A 17145-nucleotide genomic window follows, 5' to 3' on the forward strand; every position below is an offset into this window, starting at 1 on the left:
GGCCAAAAGGAGCTAGTTGAAGGCGGCTAGAAATCTAGAGCGATTCGGAATGCTCATAAGTTCCATATAGAGCTTAAGATTAGTCGAGTAATGGATGGATAATCTCGACCGAATGATGCGATTAATGTTTGGCTTATTTAGGGCTAATAAACAATATAGCTTTATCTATAAGGTCCCGCTGTCGCATCAGCTCCTCTATCGAAGCTGACGAGTCTAAGAATTTATTGGCATCTTGCAGTCCAGAAAAATTGCCCACTTCAGCCAAGTGAAAAATAACCGCCTGCCGAAAGAATTTTTGTATTTGGAAGCAATGAGGGGATGGATCGTCGATAGACTGACCCATATGTACATTTCGATTACGGTAGTCTTTTACATGCTCTAATATTTGTCGATGATACTCACGCTCTCCATAAAGGTAAGAGCAACGCGCAACGACTAGGTCCGTATTATTTTCACCAGGAGCCATTATTGACTCCAAAGCAGCCCACCCCCGCTGAACAGAGGAGTTTTTATCAGTCTCGTCAAATGCACGCACAAATCTTACGATGGCGTCCTTGATAATGTGCGCATCCTTATGATGCTTGAGTGTATCTATTACAAACTCGAAGAAATTTATCGATTGGTTTATTTTTCCAACTGTCAGATTTAATGATCTTCGCTCAGTATAGTTAGAGTCATACCAAAAAATATTGCTATCACTTAGACTGCCATCCTTGTTGTGTAGCGTGTGCATTCCCCCTAAAGTCAGTTTATTGATAGGCGCTCTTCGAATTGCCTGCATCGAAATGGCAATCTCAAACGCAGGGTTTATATCTAGACAAAACACTCCCCTTATGAAATCCAATTCATGTAGCGCATGCTCTACACCATCCATAGGGTTTTTCGACTTGAATCTTACAACAATAGGACAATAGCTATCTGGAAGAGATGGAGATTCAAAATTCCAACGAGCGTTATATGCTTCTCGGGTTTTATATTTTTTTGGCAGCCCGCCTGGGTAACATTCCAGAGTCGTATCACCAAGCACTATCCTTCGCAGGGGAAAGCCCGCGGCTATCGATATCGAAGTAACTAGCACGTGCTCCTTCGGTGCCTGCTTGTTATAAGATAACACTTCTGCCTTTAATGCCTTCAAAAAATCATCAGCCAATTTGCTCCCAGATTTCACCCAGGAGTTTAAAGCTCGGTTATAAAATCGCTTAGCGGTGTGATAACTAAATGTTTTGTGAAAATCAATCATCGTAAAAAGAACGGAATCAAGTTCATGCATTTCGAAGCCATTGAAAGACACTTTACCTTCGGTGTCGATAGATGAGCAGGCCTTTAGGCGATCTAGGATGATTTGCGGCTTCAGTTTTTTGTTGGCCTTCCATTCGACTTTCATATCCACTCCTCAAATTCAACCATATTCTAACCCCGTTTACATCGCTCTGAATCGCCCCGGGTTCCCAGATACATCCAAGGTCGCCTTTTGGCCGGAAGCGGTCGCTCTAGCGTGGCCGCCTTAGGTCAGAAACGGCCCCCCGGATCACGAGTCTCATCATCCTGACTTTTTGTCACCGATCGTTTTTAATATCAATTCTAAAGGGCTTGAGAATGGAATTTCCTCTACAGCTCCTGATTTTGTGGATCGGAATAAGCTTTCCAGAACAAGCTTTCGATCCTCCTCGGACTTCAATTTTCCTTCGTTCAACAAAGCTAGATACGTCTTTGTGAATGTAATTCTTTCTTCGGCCTCTAAGGCTAGATACGAATGAGTGTTGAATTGCCGAAGCGTTATTTTTATAATTATTCCTAGTAACGTTATTAAGAGCGCAGCACCTGCAAGATCTGCCACTGCAAGAGTTAGTTCGGAGCGCTTAATCGTGGGCAGACTAACAGATGAGGCTGAGGAGATAAATGTGGGATCGTTCGATATAGGAGCGGATGATAGCGTGGGAAGTTTTTGAGCAAGCACACTATCCTCTACGCGCTGCTGGTGAAACAAATTAGACAGTCCGACGGCGCCGCCAGCACCATAATAACTCAGCACAGAGCCAAACATTACTGCCATACTTAATAAGACGGCCAAAAACCATACAACCTTAAACGTCGAATGGCTGCGCTTACGGGCACTCCAATACTGAACAGAAGCATCTAAGTCTACTTGATCATGATAAGCATTTTTTGCGGAGGCTAGGGTACTAGTAGCCTCAATCACGGCTGCGCGAGCAGAATCTCGCATTTTAATCAGGTAAGCTGAGTACCTTTTTCGTCGTCTTGAATAAGCTGCGGTTAGTGAGTTTGCAAGATCATCTATGTCCGATTTCATAGATGACGTAGAGTCGATAATGTCCGTGACATAGTTATTTACAGCATCGGTCGCTAAATCCGCATGAGAAACAAAACGCTCTAAAGTTTCCCGCATTACCGACGACCGAGCATCAAGAGCTATAGAGGAAAATCCTTTGAGCGAAATGGCAATTTGGATGGCTACCGACCTCTCAAATGACAAGCGATCATTCTGTGCAAAGCTACTAATCCGGCCATCCCGATGAATTGCATTTCTTGTGTGGCCATTCAAATAAATAATTGTAAGCGCTGCTGTTATGTCACCATATTCTTGTCTAGTCTTTGAGATAAGATACCCCTCATCACTGTCGTGCAAGATGAACGGCATCTTTTCGCTTCCCAATCTAATTTCTCGCCGCGCTGAATTTATGACTCCTGTTTCAACCTCATGAATTGGATTCAAAAAGTAAACTTCAAGTATTGCCTTTCCTTCCTCTCTGTATGGATCTGGTAACTTGGCGAGCCATTTCCAATGCTTAACCTGCAAAGCTAGGTAAGCGCTAAGTTCGTCATAACTCTTAAAAGTTTTCTTTTCGCCGTTTAGGCGTAGGGAATATTCTTGCACGTCTGACATGCTCTCCTCCTTGGATGATTGAAATGAGTAAATCTTATAGCGCGAAAGAGCAAATGTTTACCACATACGTGTTTTTATTTTAGCGTTATGCACCCGCTGAGGCATTGAGAATGGCGCTTCAGACGTGTGTCAATAATGCGTTGCAGTGCGGCTTTTCGGCCGGAAAATACACACATGGATCGTCAGACTCTGGGCGCTAAATTTAGCTTGTGAACGTCCGCTAATGGCCGAAAGCAGTCACCTTTAACGTGCCTTATTCCGACTTGCAAGCATGTGTTTGAATCCCTGTACCGCAGTCATCAATTGGCACCGGCATGACGACCATTCACTTGAATCGATGGAAACCCTGTGGTGATTACGGCGCCACAACCACATGTGTCGCCAACACGTGCGGAGACATAATGCGGGGTGTTCGATAAACATTGCTGTTTAAAAAGACATCTCCAGACACTCACTCAGGCTACACATCCTTGCGCCTTTGCCTACAGCTACGCCAGAATCCGCCGGCTTGTGCGTCTTGGGGGTGGGTTCTATTGTGGTTCGGTCGCTGACTGTTTCAGTGATCGGGTTTAGCAGCCCGGGTTATCTCTAGACGCACAAAGCCTGTTGCCGTTATGGCGGCTTTGCGTGGGGCACTTCGGTGCGCCGGGTTCTAGAGTCCTGGTCTGCTAACCCGCGTACAGCCGCCACCTCCTTTGTTAGCAGCGAACGGTGGCAGCTTCTCCACTCTAGAGACTTCAATCATGGTCAAACCAACCCCCAACCCGCCAGAATCCAACCCCACATCCCCCTACGAATCCCTCGACTCAAAAAAACTCCATGAAGCCGCCGACCGCGCGCTGAGCCATTACCTCTGTCCCCCCGGCTCCACGCCGCCGCCACGGAGATCCCGTGGGATGTATGCCGTCACCGCGGACAATAAAAACGAAGAACTGCTAAACGACGCCAGCGAGACGCTCGCTTCGGCGAAGGCGATTGCTCAGGACTTTGCGGGCCAGTTGCCGGCGACACAGCGGCGGACGGTGTTGGGGATTGTGCAGTTGATCATGCTTGGCGAGTTGGCGGTGAATCGGGCGTTGGATAATTTGGAGTTGCCGGGGTGAGGGCGGGCGTCGGTTGCACCTGGTTATTGATTGGGTGTGAGTGAGGACGCTTTCGCGAGCAGGCTCGCTCCCACAGGGTTTCAGGTCAGTCACGGACATCGTGTTCGGCGCTGGGCCCGTGGGAGCGGGTCGACTCTTGTCCTGCGCCGTCTTCATTTGGTAATTGAGACGCCCCAGGACATTTTTGAGTCCATCGGGTAACCGTCATGTCAATGAACCGCTCACCAATGGTGTCGACGGGATATTCAGGCATCGGGCCGAAAGAATTGAGGCATAAGCTGATAACCCACCGCCCTCACAGGCGATGGGTTCACCGCATAACGCAAATCAGATATTCGGCGTGTAAGAAAAACCCTGCGAAGCTTCAGCATCGGAGAATGGCGTAACGCGAGTTTTCTGGTTGAACAGGCCATTAACGACCGAGCCCGGGAACATTTCGATGGAGTTGTTGAACAGTTCAACGTTGCGGTTGTAGATGGTGATCGCAGCGCCGACGTTCTCTTGTTGTTCGGCGATTTCACGCATCATGTTGTTCGCGGCTTCGGATGCTTTCAGCTCAGGGTAGGCTTCGAAAGCGATGCGCAAGCCACCCATCAGCTCTCTCGATGCGGTTTCAACGGTCGCGAGGGCACTGCCGTTCGCCCCAGCGGGGAGGGCGTTGATGGCGCTGCGAAGGCCGGTGATTTTTTCGAGGAGGCTGGCCTCAAACACCATGAAGTCTGCGAGCACTTTTTGCAGTTGATCAAGCACTTTTGTTTTCTGGCGTTCGTAAACGAGTACGTCTGACCAGGCACGCTGTACTCGGTTGTGTCCCCCGATAATGCCGTTGTAGATGCTGAAGCCGGCGATGATTATGACGACCGCTATAACAGCGGAGAGGATGAGTGCAATGTCCATGGCTTACTTCTCTGTGCGTTTTTTAGGGGGAGTGGCGGTAAAGGCAAAGTTGTCATCGTGCAGCTCACTGAGTTCATGGCTCCATTGGAGCGCCGACATCAGGCGCGGCAGTTCGACACCAGCATCAATTTCTGCGTAAAACTCGTTGGGTGAGGCCAGCGAATACTCAGTACCGAAAGCAAACAAGTCGTTGCTCGCGAAGCTGAGGCAGAGCTTGCCATTGTCGGAGAACTCCAGGTTCGGACGATGGAGTATGTTGAATAGCTTCAGCAAGTGCAGCACTGTCGAAGGTTTGATGAATTTCGCACAGCTGATTTCGCTGGCACCCGTCAAACAGAACGCTTTATTGAAATCTGGAGAAGCCGTGTCCATGGGGCACGGATAGTCGTTCGCTGAGTGCTCATCCGATCTAACCGATATCCCGCTGACCCATGGAAAGTCGATGACCAGACTGTACCGGTCGTAGTGGTCATACACCACGCGAGTCTCCGTTCTGGTTTTTCCATCTTTGTCGGTCACCGTGGTGTGCACCGTCCGTCTATTGACGTAGTGCAATCGGCGGTAGTTGTAAGGGATTTCGCGCAACGTGCCGGTAAAAACACCCTGTATCGACTCGACCAACTCTCTGCTGTAGTTGCCCCGGCTGTAGTCACCGAATTGCGCATCCAGCTTATTGAGGGTCCGGTCCGAGTCTTCTTCGAGAAACATCAATCCGTTGTGGAAGTACGATGAGAGTCGAGCGATTTTGCTACTAAGCGAAGGCAAACGATCAGCTTTGGATTTCATCCATACCAGACTTCCAATGGCAATCGCGATACCCACTAACCCAACGGCTATGCCGAGCATGATGGGATCAATTTGCAGCTGGTAAAAAATAACAGCGACAGTGTAGGTGTTGGCAAACCAACAAAGCGCAAAAGCGCCTGCAATCACTGACAGGCCGGTGCCGAATAACCACCATGCGCGTGTGAAGTTGAATTTGAGCGAGCCATTGTATGAGACGAACCCATGGATCACGTTGAGTAAGTCGGCCTGGGACTGTGCACTGTCAATACTGGCTTCGCTCACCGCCAGCAACTTACCTAGTTTCGCGTTTTGCGATGTGTTGGGCATGTCAGGTATCCATTGATCCAGAGATGCCTGCTGCGGGAGCAATGGCCCGGATGGAGCATTTGGTTCTATACATAATCTGTCGGAAATTCGGAAAAGAAGAGGACGATACCATTGTCTGGCAATGATGGCTTCTGGCCTCTGCTCAAGAAATAGCTGATGACATATGCAGCTTGTTTCTCTGCCTGACACACCGCTATCGCCAGCAGGGCTGGCTCCCACAGGGGGGTGTGTTGGTCATGGGGTTGTGTTGATCATAGGTATTGTGTGGACGCTGACCATTGTAGGAGCTGCCGCAGGCTGCGATTTTTTGATTTTGTTTTTTGAAGGGCAGGGTCAAAAGATCGCAGCCTTCGGCAGCTCCTACATTGGGCGGCTGAGCAGGGTTTCCAGTTTGGCGAGTGGCGGGGCGTCTTGGTTGCGGTCGAAGACCTGGATGGCGATTTTGAGCAGGCGGCCATTTTCGGCTGGGCCAATTTGCTGTTCGCAGCGCAGCAATAGCCGGCCTTGGTCGCAATCGATAGCCTTCATCCCCACCGGCAATTTCCCCTCCAACCGCAACTCCGCCATCCGACTCTGCGCCGCGATCAGCGCAACCGAGCGGTCCCGCAAAAGCCCGCTGCTCTGCGTCATCAACCCCGCCACGCGCACGGCGGCCGACATCGCCACGGCGATGATCGCCAGCGCCACCAGCACTTCAATCAAGGTAAACCCGGCTTCTCGAGAACGCGCACGCATGAAGGGCTCAATGCAAGAACACAGCCTTCGACGCTAACCCGCGTGCTTGACGGCTTGACGACGAAAACTCCCGAGGATTTTCAACATCCCTGACATATCTTCTTGCAACACTGCGCGTCGAATCGAATCTAGCCAGGGAATGTCGAGATGGATATCGCTCCGTGCACACCGCTACAACAATCGCCGCGCAAGCCCCATGGGCAGCAGGGTTTTACCCTGATCGAGATCATGGTGGTGGTGGTGATTCTCGGAATTCTGGCGGCGATGGTGGTGCCGAAGGTGCTTGACCGCCCGGATCAGGCGCGGGCGACGGCGGCGAAGCAGGACATTGGCGGTTTGATGCAGGCGTTGAAGTTGTATCGCCTCGATCACGGTACTTATCCGTCGATGAATCAGGGTTTGAAAGTGCTGGTCGAGCGTCCAGCGGATGCGAAGAACAGTAACTGGCGTTCGTATCTGGAGCGTTTGCCGAACGACCCGTGGGGCCGGCCTTATCAATATCTCAATCCAGGTGCCAACGGCGAGATCGACATCTTTTCCCTCGGCGCCGATGGTCAGCCTGACGGCGACGGCGTGAATGCCGATATCGGTTCCTGGCAGTTGTAAGGCCGGCCATGGACAGTCGTTCGCCGCACCGGGCGAAGCAACGAGGCATGGCGATCATCAGCGCGTTGCTGATCGCGGCGGTGGTGGCGGTGATTGCCGCTGGCATGCTCACGCGTCAGAGCGTAGCCACGCGCAGTCTTGAAGCCGATCAGCAGCGTGTGCAGGGGCGCTGGGTGGTGCAGGGTGGGGTCGAAGTCACTCGGCAATTATTGTGGGATGCGCGTCAGCGTGATCCGTTGACCCGACTCGATCAGCCGTGGGCGCAGCGCTTGAATGCGCAGGGTTTTGAAGGGCGGCTGGAGGATGAACAGGGCAAGTTCAACCTGCGCACGCTGGTGGCCAACGAGCGCATTGATGAAGCTCAGGTTCAGGCTTTTCAGCGCCTGTGTGAGTTGATCGGCGTCAATGCCGCTGTGAGCCAGCGCATCACTCAGCGAGTCATTGCCTCCTATCCGCGATTGTTGAATCCGCAGATTGCCGAGAGCAGCAAGCCGGGTTTCAACAGTGGTCGCGCCACCTCGCCTGATGCTTCGCACAAACCGCAAAACCCTAGCGTACCGATGCTGCGCAGCCTCAAAGATTTGCGCAGCGTGGATGGTGTGAATGACGCGGTCATCGGCAAATTGGCCCCGTACGTGACGGTGATTCCGGCAATGACGTGGCTCAACGGCAATACCGCAACGGCGCCCGTGTTGGCCGCGTATGTGCCGGGGCTGGAGTTGGAACGTGCGCAGGCGTTGATCAATGAGCGCGACGCCGGGCGCTGGTTTATCAACCGGGGCGATTTTGTTAATCGCTTGCGCATGCCGCAACTGGAGCTGACCAGCGTCAAGGTCGGCATCACCAGCGATTGGTTTCGCCTGCGAGGCGAGGCGCGGCGTGATCAGCGTCGGGTCAGTGTCGAGGCGTTGCTGCATCGCAGTCAGGATCGCTTGCCGCAGGTGATCTGGTCGCGGGTGGGCGCATGAGCCAGCTGCGAATTGCCCTGCCGCCGCTGGCCGAACTGGATGTCCATAGTGAATTGGATTGCGCGTGGCTGGACCGTCAGGGTCAGGTCAGTCGTGAAGCGCCGCAGAGCCTGAGTCAATTAAGCCAGACGCCCAAACAGCCGCCGCTGGTGTGTTTTCTGCACCCGAGTGACAGCCTGCTGGCGAGCATTGAGCTGCCGCCGTTACCCGCCAACAAAACCGCAGCGGCGGTGCAGTGTGCGGGGCAGGCGTTGATGCTCGGCGACAGCAGCGCCATGCACATCGCCCACAGCTCACGGGGTGAAAACGGGCAGGTGCAGATTGCCTGGGCGCCGCGTCAGGACTTGCAGCGTTTGGGGCAGATGCTCAAGCACAGTGGTCTGAACCTGCGTGGTCTGTACCCGGCGCCTTACAGCTTGCCGGTGTTGCCGGGCACGGTGGCGTGCGTGCAGCACGGTCACTTGTTGTTGCGCGAAAGCGTGCAGGCGGCGCGGGTGCAGCCGCTGTTTGACGAGCACGTTGACCAACACTTGATCGAGCCGGGGACGACTGTCCACTGGATCGCCAATCAAGCGCCGTCCACCGCCGAACTGCCAATGGCGCAGGCCCAGCGTTGGACCGGCCCGTTGCCGGGTTGGGGCTTGCATGGCGCCGTGCAACCAGCCGCTGGGGAACAGCGCGGATGGGGCCGAGCTCTGGGTTTTTCGGTGCTGGCGGTGGCGGTCTGGGTCATCGGTTTGAATCTCTATGCGTTCCGCGAAGCCAGCCAGGGGCAGCAGCTCAAGACGCAGATGAGCCTGCGGGTAAAACAGGCCTTCCCCGAGTTGCCGGTGATCCTAAATCCGCTGCAACAGGCTCGTCAGCAACTGGCGGCGCGGCAGAAAGGCGCGGCGGATGATCCGACACAGAACTTCAATCGCCTGGTGTTGCAGGCCGGTAGCGGCATGCCGTTCATGGCCGGCAGCGTTGAACGCTTGTCCTTTGTTGGCGACACCTTGCAGTTGAGTTTACTCAGCGAGGCTCGCCGCACGGGTGGCGACAAGCAATGGCAAAGCACTCTGGCTCAGGCCGGCATCAGCGTCACCGCCGAGGACGATGGCTGGACCTTGCGCCCGTCCGGCGAAACCAGCACCAGCGAAAATGACGACAGCCGCGGAGTCGAGGATGAATAAAGCATCGCTGGCGGTCCATCGCGCTCGATGGCAGCGCTTCAGCAGTCAGTTGCAGGCGCGCTGGCAACCTTTGGCGGTGCGTGAAAAACGCATGGTCGCGGGCATGGCAATCGCGCTGTTAAGCCTGCTGGTCTGGATCGCACTGATCCAGCCGCCGCTGACAAAGATCACTTACTGGCAGACCGAAACGCCAAAGCTGCGCGCCCAGACCGAGGCACTGGAAGTGTTGCTGCGTGACCTCAGCGTGCGCCCGGCAGATCAAAGCGTCGGCCAATCGCTGGAGCAAACCCTGCAGGCCAGTGGCCTCGGCGGGCATTACCAATTACAGGTTGCGGACGCCGGCGCATGGCTGTTGAGTTTCGACGCCGCACCCGCCGATGCCGTGCTCGACTGGCTGCTGAGTCAGCCGTCGCAACTTTCTCTGCAAGTGGTCGAGGCGCATTTGCAGCGCATCGAAAGTGCCTCGACCGAAGTCACTGCCGGCACGTTGTCAGGCACCGTTCGCATGGATCAGGCGCTGGGCGCTAAGGAAGCTTCATGAAGGGGTCAGGATCCAAACCGGCACGTCTGGCATTGCCGGTGTTGCTGATGGCTTTGAGCGCGTGCAGCAACACCAACGCTCCACACAATCAACCACCGTTGCTGGTCGACAGCGAACTCGGTCGGCCCTTGGCCAACACTCAGCGCAATGGCGATGCAGTGGCGGATCGCGAACGGGCGCAGGCCCAGGCGCGGCCGGCGCCCAAGCAACTGCACAACATCAGCAAGAGCGCACGCACTGGCGCGGCGGCTCCCAGCAGCGCGGTGCTGGGCAACCCTTTGGGCAATCAACCGGTGACGCTGAATTTTGTCGACGCCGATATTCAAGCGGTGGTGCGCTCACTGTCGCGTTCCAGCGGTCAGCAGTTTCTGGTCGATCCGCGCGTTAAAGGCACGTTGACGCTGGTGTCGGAAGGCCAGGTGCCGGCGCAACAAGCCTACGACATGTTGCTCGCGTCGTTGCGCATGCAGGGCTTCAGCGTGGTTGATGTGGGGGGTGTGGCGCATGTGGTGCCGGAGGCCGATGCGAAACTTCTCGGCGGGCCGATTTATAACGCGGCCAGACCGGCGGGCAATGGCATGCTCACCCGCACCTTTCGCCTGCAATACGAGAACGCGGTGAATCTCATCCCGGTGCTGCGCCCGATCGTTTCGCCGAACAATCCGATCAATGCCTACCCCGGCAACAACACCATTGTGGTCACCGATTACGCCGACAATCTCAACCGCGTGGCGCAGTTGATCGCCAGCATTGATACGCAGAGCGCCATCGACACCGATGTGGTGCAGATCCAGAACGGCATCGCCGCTGACATTGCGCCGATGGTCGCCGAGTTGCTGGATGCGCCGGGCAATGATCCAACGCAAAAAGTCGCGGTGATCGGCGACCCGCGTTCCAACACCATCATCATCCGTTCTGGCAGCCCGGAACGCACCGAGCTGGCGCGCAATCTGATCTACAAACTCGACAACGCGCAAAGCAATCCGAGCAATCTGCATGTGGTCTACCTGCGCAACGCGCAAGCGGCGAAACTGGCGCAGGCATTGCGCGGTTTGCTCACGGGTGAGAGCGACAGCGGCAGCAGCGACAGCGCGCGTTCGGTGCTCAGTGCGATGGGCAGCAGCACTAATTCCAACGGACAAAACGGCCAGGGCGGCACACAAACCCCTGGCACGACAACCACGAACAGCAGCGGCAGCACCGGCGGCAGCTACGTCCAGGGCAGCAGCGCTTCGGGTGGCAGCGGCAGCTCGCAGAATACGGATCAGAACGTCGCCTTCAGCGCTGGCGGCGTGACGATTCAGGCTGATGCAACCACCAACACCTTGCTGATTTCCGCCCCGGAGCCGGTGTATCGCAACCTGCGCGAGGTGATCGACTTGCTCGACCAGCGCCGCGCACAAGTGGTCATCGAGAGCCTGATTGTTGAAGTCGGCGAGGACGATGCCAGCGAATTCGGCGTGCAATGGCAGACCGGCAATCTCGGCGGCAACGGTGTGATCGGCGGCGCCAATCTGGGCGGTTCGGAGATCAATCTCAACGGTAGAACCAGCCTCGACGTGTTGCCGCAAGGTCTGAATCTGGGTTACGTCAACGGCACCGTCGACATTCCCGGGATCGGCAAGATTCTCGATTTGAAAGTGTTGGCGCGCGCCTTGAAGAGCAAGGGCGGGACCAACGTGTTATCGACGCCAAACTTGCTGACGCTGGACAACGAAGCCGCGAGTATTTTTGTCGGCCAGACCATCCCTTTTGTCAGCGGCAGTTATGTGACCGGCGGCGGAGGCACGAGCAACAACCCGTTCCAGACGGTGACGCGTGAGGAGGTCGGTCTGAAACTCAATGTGCGTCCACAGATTTCCGAGGGCGGCACGGTCAAGCTCGACATTTATCAAGAAGTCAGCAGCATCGATGAACGCGCCTCCAACAGCGTGACGGCGGCGGGTATTGTCACCAACAAACGCGCGATCGACACCAGCATTTTGCTGGATGACGGGCAGATCATGGTGCTTGGCGGCTTGTTGCAGGACGGCTACAGCCAGAGCAACGACGCGGTGCCGTGGCTGGGCAGCCTGCCGGGAATAGGCGCGCTGTTTCGCAACGAGCGACGGGCGATCTCCAAGACCAACCTGATGGTGTTTCTGCGCCCGTACATCATCCGCGACAGCGAAGCGGGGCGCAGCATCACCCTCAACCGTTACGACTTCATGCGCCGCGCCCAGGGCGGTTTGCAACCGGAGCGCAGCTGGGCCATGCCCGACGTGCAAGCGCCGCAGTTGCCGGCAGCGGCGCAAGGCGTGCCAGCGGTCGCGCCAACCTCAGGCCCACGCGCCACCATCAAAGCAGTGCCGATCCGAGCGGAGCCGCTATGAATGGAATGATGACTGTGGCAAGGGAAAATGTCGGACCTGTAGGAGCTGCCGAAGGCTGCGATCTTTTGCTTCGGCTTGTTCCAATGCCGCTGAAGATCAAGATCAAAAGATCGCAGCCTGCGGCAGCTCCTACAGGTCCGACATGTTTCCCTGCTGCTCGGATAGGCACCGCTTTGATTGTTTCGCATCGAACGATCACCGTCGTCGCAACACGATTCCTTGTAGGAGCTGCCGAAGGCTGCGATCTTTTGATCTTGATCTTCGACGGACCCAAACGGCCAAAGATCAAAAGATCGCAGCCTGCGGCAGCTCCTACCGGGATTGGGGAGGGGTTGAGATGAGTGTGTTGCCTTACGCCTGGGCCAAGGCGCAGCGGATTTTGTTGTGTGATGGGGTGTTGACCGTGTGCCCGTCGACGCCCGGCTGGTCGATCAATGAGGCGCGGCGGCAGTTTGGTGCGACCACGATTCAGCGGGTGCGCGATGACGAACTCGACGGCTTGCTCGCCAGCGCCTATGCCGACACCGGCAGCGCAGCGGCGGTGGTGGGCGCTGCGGAAAACGAGGTGGATCTGGATCGCTTGATGCAGGACATGCCGGAAATCACCGACCTGCTCGACACTCAGGACGGCGCGCCGGTGATCCGCATGATCAACGCACTGCTGACCCAGGCCGCGCGCGACGAGGCCAGCGACATTCACATCGAGCCGTTCGAAACCCATTCGGTGGTGCGCTACCGCGTCGACGGTACCCTGCGCGACGTGGTCTCGCCGCGTAAGGCCTTGCACGGCGCGCTGGTGTCGCGAATCAAGATCATGGCGCAACTCGACATCGCCGAAAAACGTCTGCCTCAGGACGGTCGCATAGCGTTGCGCGTGGCCGGGCGGCCGATCGATATTCGCGTGTCCACGGTGCCGACCGGACACGGCGAACGCGTGGTGATGCGCCTGCTCGACAAACAGGCAGGGCGCCTGCATCTGGAAACCCTCGGCATGGACGCGCAAGTGCTGGCCAAACTCGATCATCTGATCCGCCAGCCCCACGGTATCGTCCTGGTCACCGGGCCCACCGGCAGCGGCAAAACCACCAGCCTTTACGCGGCACTGGCGCGCCTCGATGCGAGCACCAGCAATATCCTCACCGTCGAAGATCCGGTGGAATACGACTTGCCCGGCATCAGCCAGATTCAGGTCAACGCCAAGATCGACATGACGTTTGCCCTGGCGCTGCGGGCGATTCTGCGGCAGGACCCGGACATCATCATGATCGGCGAAATCCGCGATCTGGAAACCGCACAAATCGCCGTGCAGGCTTCGCTGACCGGTCACCTCGTGTTGGCGACGTTGCACACCAACGATGCGGTGTCGGCGGTCAATCGCCTGATCGATATGGGCGTCGAGCCGTTTCTGCTGGCCTCGTCGATGCTTGGCGTACTCGCGCAGCGTCTGGTTCGGCGCTTGTGCAATCAATGCAAACAGGAAGATCCCGCCGCGCCCGGCACCTGGCGCCCGGTGGGTTGCCCGGCGTGCAATCAAACCGGGTACAGCGGCCGCACCGGCATCCACGAATTGTTCTGCATCGATGACGACATCCGCACCCTGATCCACCAAGGGGCGGGGGAGCAGGCCTTGCGTGCATCCGCCGCGAAAGCCGGAATGTTCAGCCTGCGTGAGGACGGTGAGCGGTGGATTCGCAGCGGCGCCACCGCCCCTGAAGAAATCCTTCGTGTCACTCGGGACGCCTGATGAATCGCTATCGTTTTGAAGCCGCCGACGCCACCGGCAAGATCGAAACCGGGCATCTCGAGGCGGACAGCCAGAGCGCCGCTTTCAGTGCGTTACGCGGGCGCGGCCTGACAGCATTGTCGGTAAACAAAGAGAGCAACGTCGCCAGTCACGGCGGCGGTGGACTGTTCAGCGCGAAACTCTCCGACAACGATCTGGCCTGGGCCACACGCCAACTGGCGAGTCTGCTCGGCGCCAGTCTGCCGCTGGAGGCTGCGCTGAGCGCCACGGTGGAACAAGCCGAGAAAAAACACATCGCCCACACCCTCAGCGCCGTGCGCGCCGACGTGCGCAGCGGCATGCGTCTGGCCGAATCGCTGGCGGCGCGGCCACGAGACTTTCCCGAGATTTATCGCGCATTGATTGCGGCGGGGGAGGAATCCGGTGATCTGGCGCAGGTGATGGAACGGCTTGCCGATTACATCGAGGAGCGCAACAACCTGCGCGGCAAGATTCTCACGGCGTTCATTTATCCCGGCGTGGTCGGACTGGTGTCGATCGGCATTGTGATTTTCCTGCTCAGTTATGTGGTGCCGCAGGTGGTCAGCGCGTTCTCTCAGGCGCGGCAGGACTTGCCGGGGCTGACCTTGGCGATGCTCACCGCCAGTGACTTCATTCGTGCGTGGGGCTGGTTGTGCGCGGCGCTCATGGCGGGTGCTTTCTGGAGTTGGCGCCTGTATTTGCGCAATCCGGCGGCGCGATTGCGTTGGCATCATCGAGTGCTGAAACTGCCGCTGTTCGGGCGGTTCATTCTCGGTTTGAACACGGCACGCTTCGCCTCGACGCTGGCGATTCTCGGCGGCGCCGGGGTGCCGTTGTTGCGAGCGCTGGAAGCGGCGCGGCAGACGCTGTCCAATGACCGCCTCAGTCTCAGCGTCAGCGCTGCGACGGCCAAGGTCCGCGAGGGGGTGAATCTTGCCGCTGCGTTGCGCGTCGAGAACGTGTTCCCGCCGGTGCTGATTCACTTGATTGCCAGCGGCGAAAAAACCGGCTCGCTGCCACCGATGCTCGAGCGCGCGGCGCAAACCCTTTCCAGGGATATCGAGCGACGGGCAATGGGCATGACCGCGCTGCTGGAGCCGCTGATGATTGTGGTAATGGGCGGGGTGGTGCTGGTGATCGTGATGGCGGTGTTGTTGCCGATCATAGAAATCAATCAACTGGTCCAATGATCCACATCCCCCTGTAGGAGCTGCCGAAGGCTGCGATCTTTTGATCCTGATCCTGAAAGATGAATCAAAAGATCGCAGCCTTCGGCAGCTCCTACAGGATTTGGCTTGGGTCCAGAATCAGCAGGCAACCCAATACCTGTGGGAGCTGGCTTGCCAGCGATGAGGCCAGTCAGGCCAATAAATAATTCAAGGTTTTTGCAAAAGATTCGCCATCACCCGACCCTCAAAACAACCATCCTCGGGTTCTCCTTTCTGTCATCTGCAACCACCCGCCAACGGCTCCAGCCTGATTCCGCGAGAACCCCGATCCAGAGCTTCTGACGACTTCCGCAAACACCCGAGAAAATCCGCCGAAAATCACCGCGCACCTCCCGAGGTTTTTTCCTTTATCTGTCACCGCAAGCTGCGAATTTGTCGGTGTGACTTAACCAAGGCCAGCGCTAGCGAGGGCCCGGTGAGTCCTCCCAGTGTCATGCAAGCAACCCCCGAAAACCTGTGTTCACAACCCAGTTGAAAAGGAGATTCTTCATGTTCAAGCGCACTCTGATCGCAGCTTCCCTGACCGTCGCTACTCTGGCTTCCGCTCAAGCCATGGCCGTTACCGGTGGTGGTGCAACCCTGCCAGCCGCTCTGTACAAAGGTTCTGCCGACAGCATCCTGCCAGCCAACTTCTCCTACGCTGCCATCGGTAGCGGCGGTGGCAAGACTGCTTTCCTGAAGAACAATCCAGCCGGTTTCGGCACCACCGGCACCGTGCACTTCGCCGGTAGCGACTCGATCCTCAGCGCGTCGGAACTCAGCACCTACGCCACCGAATTCGGTGCTTCGTACGGCCCGCTGATCCAACTGCCTTCGGTAGCCACCTCGGTTGCCATTCCGTACAAAAAATCCGGTCAGACCGCGTTGAACCTGACCAGTGCTCAGCTGTGCGATGCCTTCTCCGGCGCGAAAACCACTTGGGGTGCTCTGCTGGGTACTTCCGACGCCACCAAGATCCGCATTGTTTATCGCAACGTCTCCAGCGGCACTTCGGAAATCCTGACCCGCCACCTGGCTTCGGTCTGCCCGACTCAGTTCACCACCAGCACCACCTTCACCAGCGCTCGTCTGCCAGCCGGTTCGACCCTGCCTTCGAACTGGGTGGGCGTCGCCAACACTTCCGATGTTGCCACCACTGTCAACGCCGTCGATGGTTCCATCGGTTATGTCGGCCCGGACGGTGTTGACGCTACCAGCAACGCTGTGGTTGCCCGCGTCAACGGCGTTCAGCCAACGTCGCTCAACGTGACCCTGGCCCTGTCATCGGTTTCCGCGCCTGTTACTCAAGCGGCGGCTGCCAACCCGGCCAACTGGTCGCCAGTGGTGGCTAACCCGGCTTCGGGTTACAAACTGGCTGCTTACACCAACTTCATCTTCGGCCAGTGCTACAAGGATGCAGCCGTCGCCGCGGACGTCAAAGCCTTCCTGACCACTCACTACAGCAATCCAGGCAACAACACCGCGACTCAGGCTCACAAGTTCGTTGCTGTGCCTACCGCCTGGAAAACCGCTGTAACCGCCAACTTCATCACCAACACTTCGGGCTACAACCTGGACATCAACAACGCTAGCGTCTGCAACGCTATCGGTCGTCCTTTGTAAGCTCAGACTGTCGAAAAAAAACTGGCGGCAACCTTCGGGTTGCCGCCATTTTTTTGCCCGACTACTCCTCGAACATGAAGTTTGTGTGACATCCGTTCGGTCGCGGCCCTCGCCAACGGCCTATGTCGTAACAGCAG

Annotated in this window: 14 protein-coding genes; 9 read left to right on the top strand and 5 right to left on the bottom strand. The window is 56.7% G+C overall.

Annotated elements, in window-relative coordinates:
* Positions 1-133: 133 nt before the first annotated feature.
* Both EL257_RS11500 and EL257_RS11505 read right to left on the bottom strand, forming a co-directional pair.
* Positions 134-1384 (bottom strand): hypothetical protein, encoded by a 1251-nt coding sequence (locus tag EL257_RS11500; RefSeq protein WP_126362631.1) that lies wholly within the window; start codon positions 1382-1384, stop codon positions 134-136.
* Between the two features lie 156 nt (positions 1385-1540).
* The gene (locus tag EL257_RS11505; protein ID WP_126362632.1) at positions 1541-2905 is read right to left on the bottom strand and encodes a DUF6161 domain-containing protein; all 1365 of its coding nucleotides are present in this window, start codon (positions 2903-2905) and stop codon (positions 1541-1543) included.
* A 743-nt stretch (positions 2906-3648) separates the two neighbouring features.
* On the opposite strand from EL257_RS11505, the gene EL257_RS11510 reads away from it, so the two are divergent.
* On the top strand, positions 3649-4008 hold the full coding sequence (locus EL257_RS11510) for a DUF6124 family protein (RefSeq protein ID WP_126362634.1): 360 nt from the start codon (positions 3649-3651) through the stop codon (positions 4006-4008).
* Between the two features lie 327 nt (positions 4009-4335).
* Here the strand turns inward: EL257_RS11510 and EL257_RS11515 are convergent, their stop codons facing one another.
* From EL257_RS11515 to gspI, 3 genes are all read right to left on the bottom strand, one after another.
* Positions 4336-4905: a LemA family protein gene (locus EL257_RS11515; RefSeq protein WP_126362636.1), complete on the bottom strand. Its 570-nt coding sequence runs from the start codon at positions 4903-4905 to the stop codon at positions 4336-4338.
* Positions 4906-4908: 3 nt separating this feature from the next.
* The gene (locus tag EL257_RS11520) at positions 4909-6018 is read right to left on the bottom strand and encodes a hypothetical protein (protein ID WP_126362638.1); all 1110 of its coding nucleotides are present in this window, start codon (positions 6016-6018) and stop codon (positions 4909-4911) included.
* A gap of 360 nt (positions 6019-6378) precedes the next feature.
* Positions 6379-6753: a type II secretion system minor pseudopilin GspI gene (gspI, locus tag EL257_RS11525; RefSeq protein ID WP_126362640.1), complete on the bottom strand. Its 375-nt coding sequence runs from the start codon at positions 6751-6753 to the stop codon at positions 6379-6381.
* Between the two features lie 147 nt (positions 6754-6900).
* On the opposite strand from gspI, the gene gspG reads away from it, so the two are divergent.
* From gspG to EL257_RS11565, 8 genes are all read left to right on the top strand, one after another.
* Positions 6901-7359 carry a type II secretion system major pseudopilin GspG gene (gspG, locus tag EL257_RS11530; RefSeq protein ID WP_126362642.1) on the top strand — a complete coding sequence of 153 codons (459 nt, stop codon included), beginning with the start codon at positions 6901-6903 and terminating at the stop codon, positions 7357-7359.
* A gap of 8 nt (positions 7360-7367) precedes the next feature.
* Positions 7368-8327 (top strand): type II secretion system minor pseudopilin GspK, encoded by a 960-nt coding sequence (gene gspK, locus EL257_RS11535; protein WP_126362644.1) that lies wholly within the window; start codon positions 7368-7370, stop codon positions 8325-8327.
* Complete coding sequence (gspL, locus tag EL257_RS11540) at positions 8324-9499, top strand: type II secretion system protein GspL (RefSeq protein WP_126362646.1); 1176 nt, start codon at positions 8324-8326, stop codon at positions 9497-9499. The genes gspK and gspL overlap by 4 nt, the downstream gene beginning before the upstream one ends.
* Positions 9492-10040 (top strand): type II secretion system protein GspM, encoded by a 549-nt coding sequence (gene gspM / locus EL257_RS11545; protein WP_126362648.1) that lies wholly within the window; start codon positions 9492-9494, stop codon positions 10038-10040. Before gspL ends, gspM begins: the two co-directional genes overlap by 8 nt.
* Complete coding sequence (gene gspD, locus EL257_RS11550) at positions 10037-12412, top strand: type II secretion system secretin GspD (RefSeq protein WP_126362650.1); 2376 nt, start codon at positions 10037-10039, stop codon at positions 12410-12412. Before gspM ends, gspD begins: the two co-directional genes overlap by 4 nt.
* 337 nt (positions 12413-12749) lie before the next feature.
* Positions 12750-14156 (top strand): type II secretion system ATPase GspE, encoded by a 1407-nt coding sequence (gene gspE / locus EL257_RS11555; protein ID WP_126362652.1) that lies wholly within the window; start codon positions 12750-12752, stop codon positions 14154-14156.
* Positions 14156-15367, top strand: coding sequence for a type II secretion system inner membrane protein GspF (gspF, locus tag EL257_RS11560; RefSeq protein ID WP_126362654.1), 1212 nt, complete (start codon positions 14156-14158; stop codon positions 15365-15367). The genes gspE and gspF overlap by 1 nt, the downstream gene beginning before the upstream one ends.
* Positions 15368-15895: 528 nt before the next feature.
* Positions 15896-17008: a substrate-binding domain-containing protein gene (locus tag EL257_RS11565; protein WP_126362656.1), complete on the top strand. Its 1113-nt coding sequence runs from the start codon at positions 15896-15898 to the stop codon at positions 17006-17008.
* Positions 17009-17145 lie beyond the last annotated feature (137 nt).

The organism is Pseudomonas fluorescens (genome assembly GCF_900636825.1).
GTDB lineage: Bacteria > Pseudomonadota > Gammaproteobacteria > Pseudomonadales > Pseudomonadaceae > Aquipseudomonas > Aquipseudomonas fluorescens_BG.

Bases quoted from the DNA above. Each gene is read 5' to 3' on its own strand.
- EL257_RS11500 (WP_126362631.1), bottom strand. From the start codon at position 1,384: ATGAAAGTCGAATGGAAGGCCAACAAAAAACTGAAGCCGCAAATCATC.
- EL257_RS11505 (WP_126362632.1), bottom strand. From the start codon at position 2,905: ATGTCAGACGTGCAAGAATATTCCCTACGCCTAAACGGCGAAAAGAAA.
- EL257_RS11510 (WP_126362634.1), top strand. From the start codon at position 3,649: ATGGTCAAACCAACCCCCAACCCGCCAGAATCCAACCCCACATCCCCC.
- EL257_RS11515 (WP_126362636.1), bottom strand. From the start codon at position 4,905: ATGGACATTGCACTCATCCTCTCCGCTGTTATAGCGGTCGTCATAATC.
- EL257_RS11520 (WP_126362638.1), bottom strand. From the start codon at position 6,018: ATGCCCAACACATCGCAAAACGCGAAACTAGGTAAGTTGCTGGCGGTG.
- gspI (WP_126362640.1), bottom strand. From the start codon at position 6,753: ATGCGTGCGCGTTCTCGAGAAGCCGGGTTTACCTTGATTGAAGTGCTG.
- gspG (WP_126362642.1), top strand. From the start codon at position 6,901: ATGGATATCGCTCCGTGCACACCGCTACAACAATCGCCGCGCAAGCCC.
- gspK (WP_126362644.1), top strand. From the start codon at position 7,368: ATGGACAGTCGTTCGCCGCACCGGGCGAAGCAACGAGGCATGGCGATC.
- gspL (WP_126362646.1), top strand. From the start codon at position 8,324: ATGAGCCAGCTGCGAATTGCCCTGCCGCCGCTGGCCGAACTGGATGTC.
- gspM (WP_126362648.1), top strand. From the start codon at position 9,492: ATGAATAAAGCATCGCTGGCGGTCCATCGCGCTCGATGGCAGCGCTTC.
- gspD (WP_126362650.1), top strand. From the start codon at position 10,037: ATGAAGGGGTCAGGATCCAAACCGGCACGTCTGGCATTGCCGGTGTTG.
- gspE (WP_126362652.1), top strand. From the start codon at position 12,750: ATGAGTGTGTTGCCTTACGCCTGGGCCAAGGCGCAGCGGATTTTGTTG.
- gspF (WP_126362654.1), top strand. From the start codon at position 14,156: ATGAATCGCTATCGTTTTGAAGCCGCCGACGCCACCGGCAAGATCGAA.
- EL257_RS11565 (WP_126362656.1), top strand. From the start codon at position 15,896: ATGTTCAAGCGCACTCTGATCGCAGCTTCCCTGACCGTCGCTACTCTG.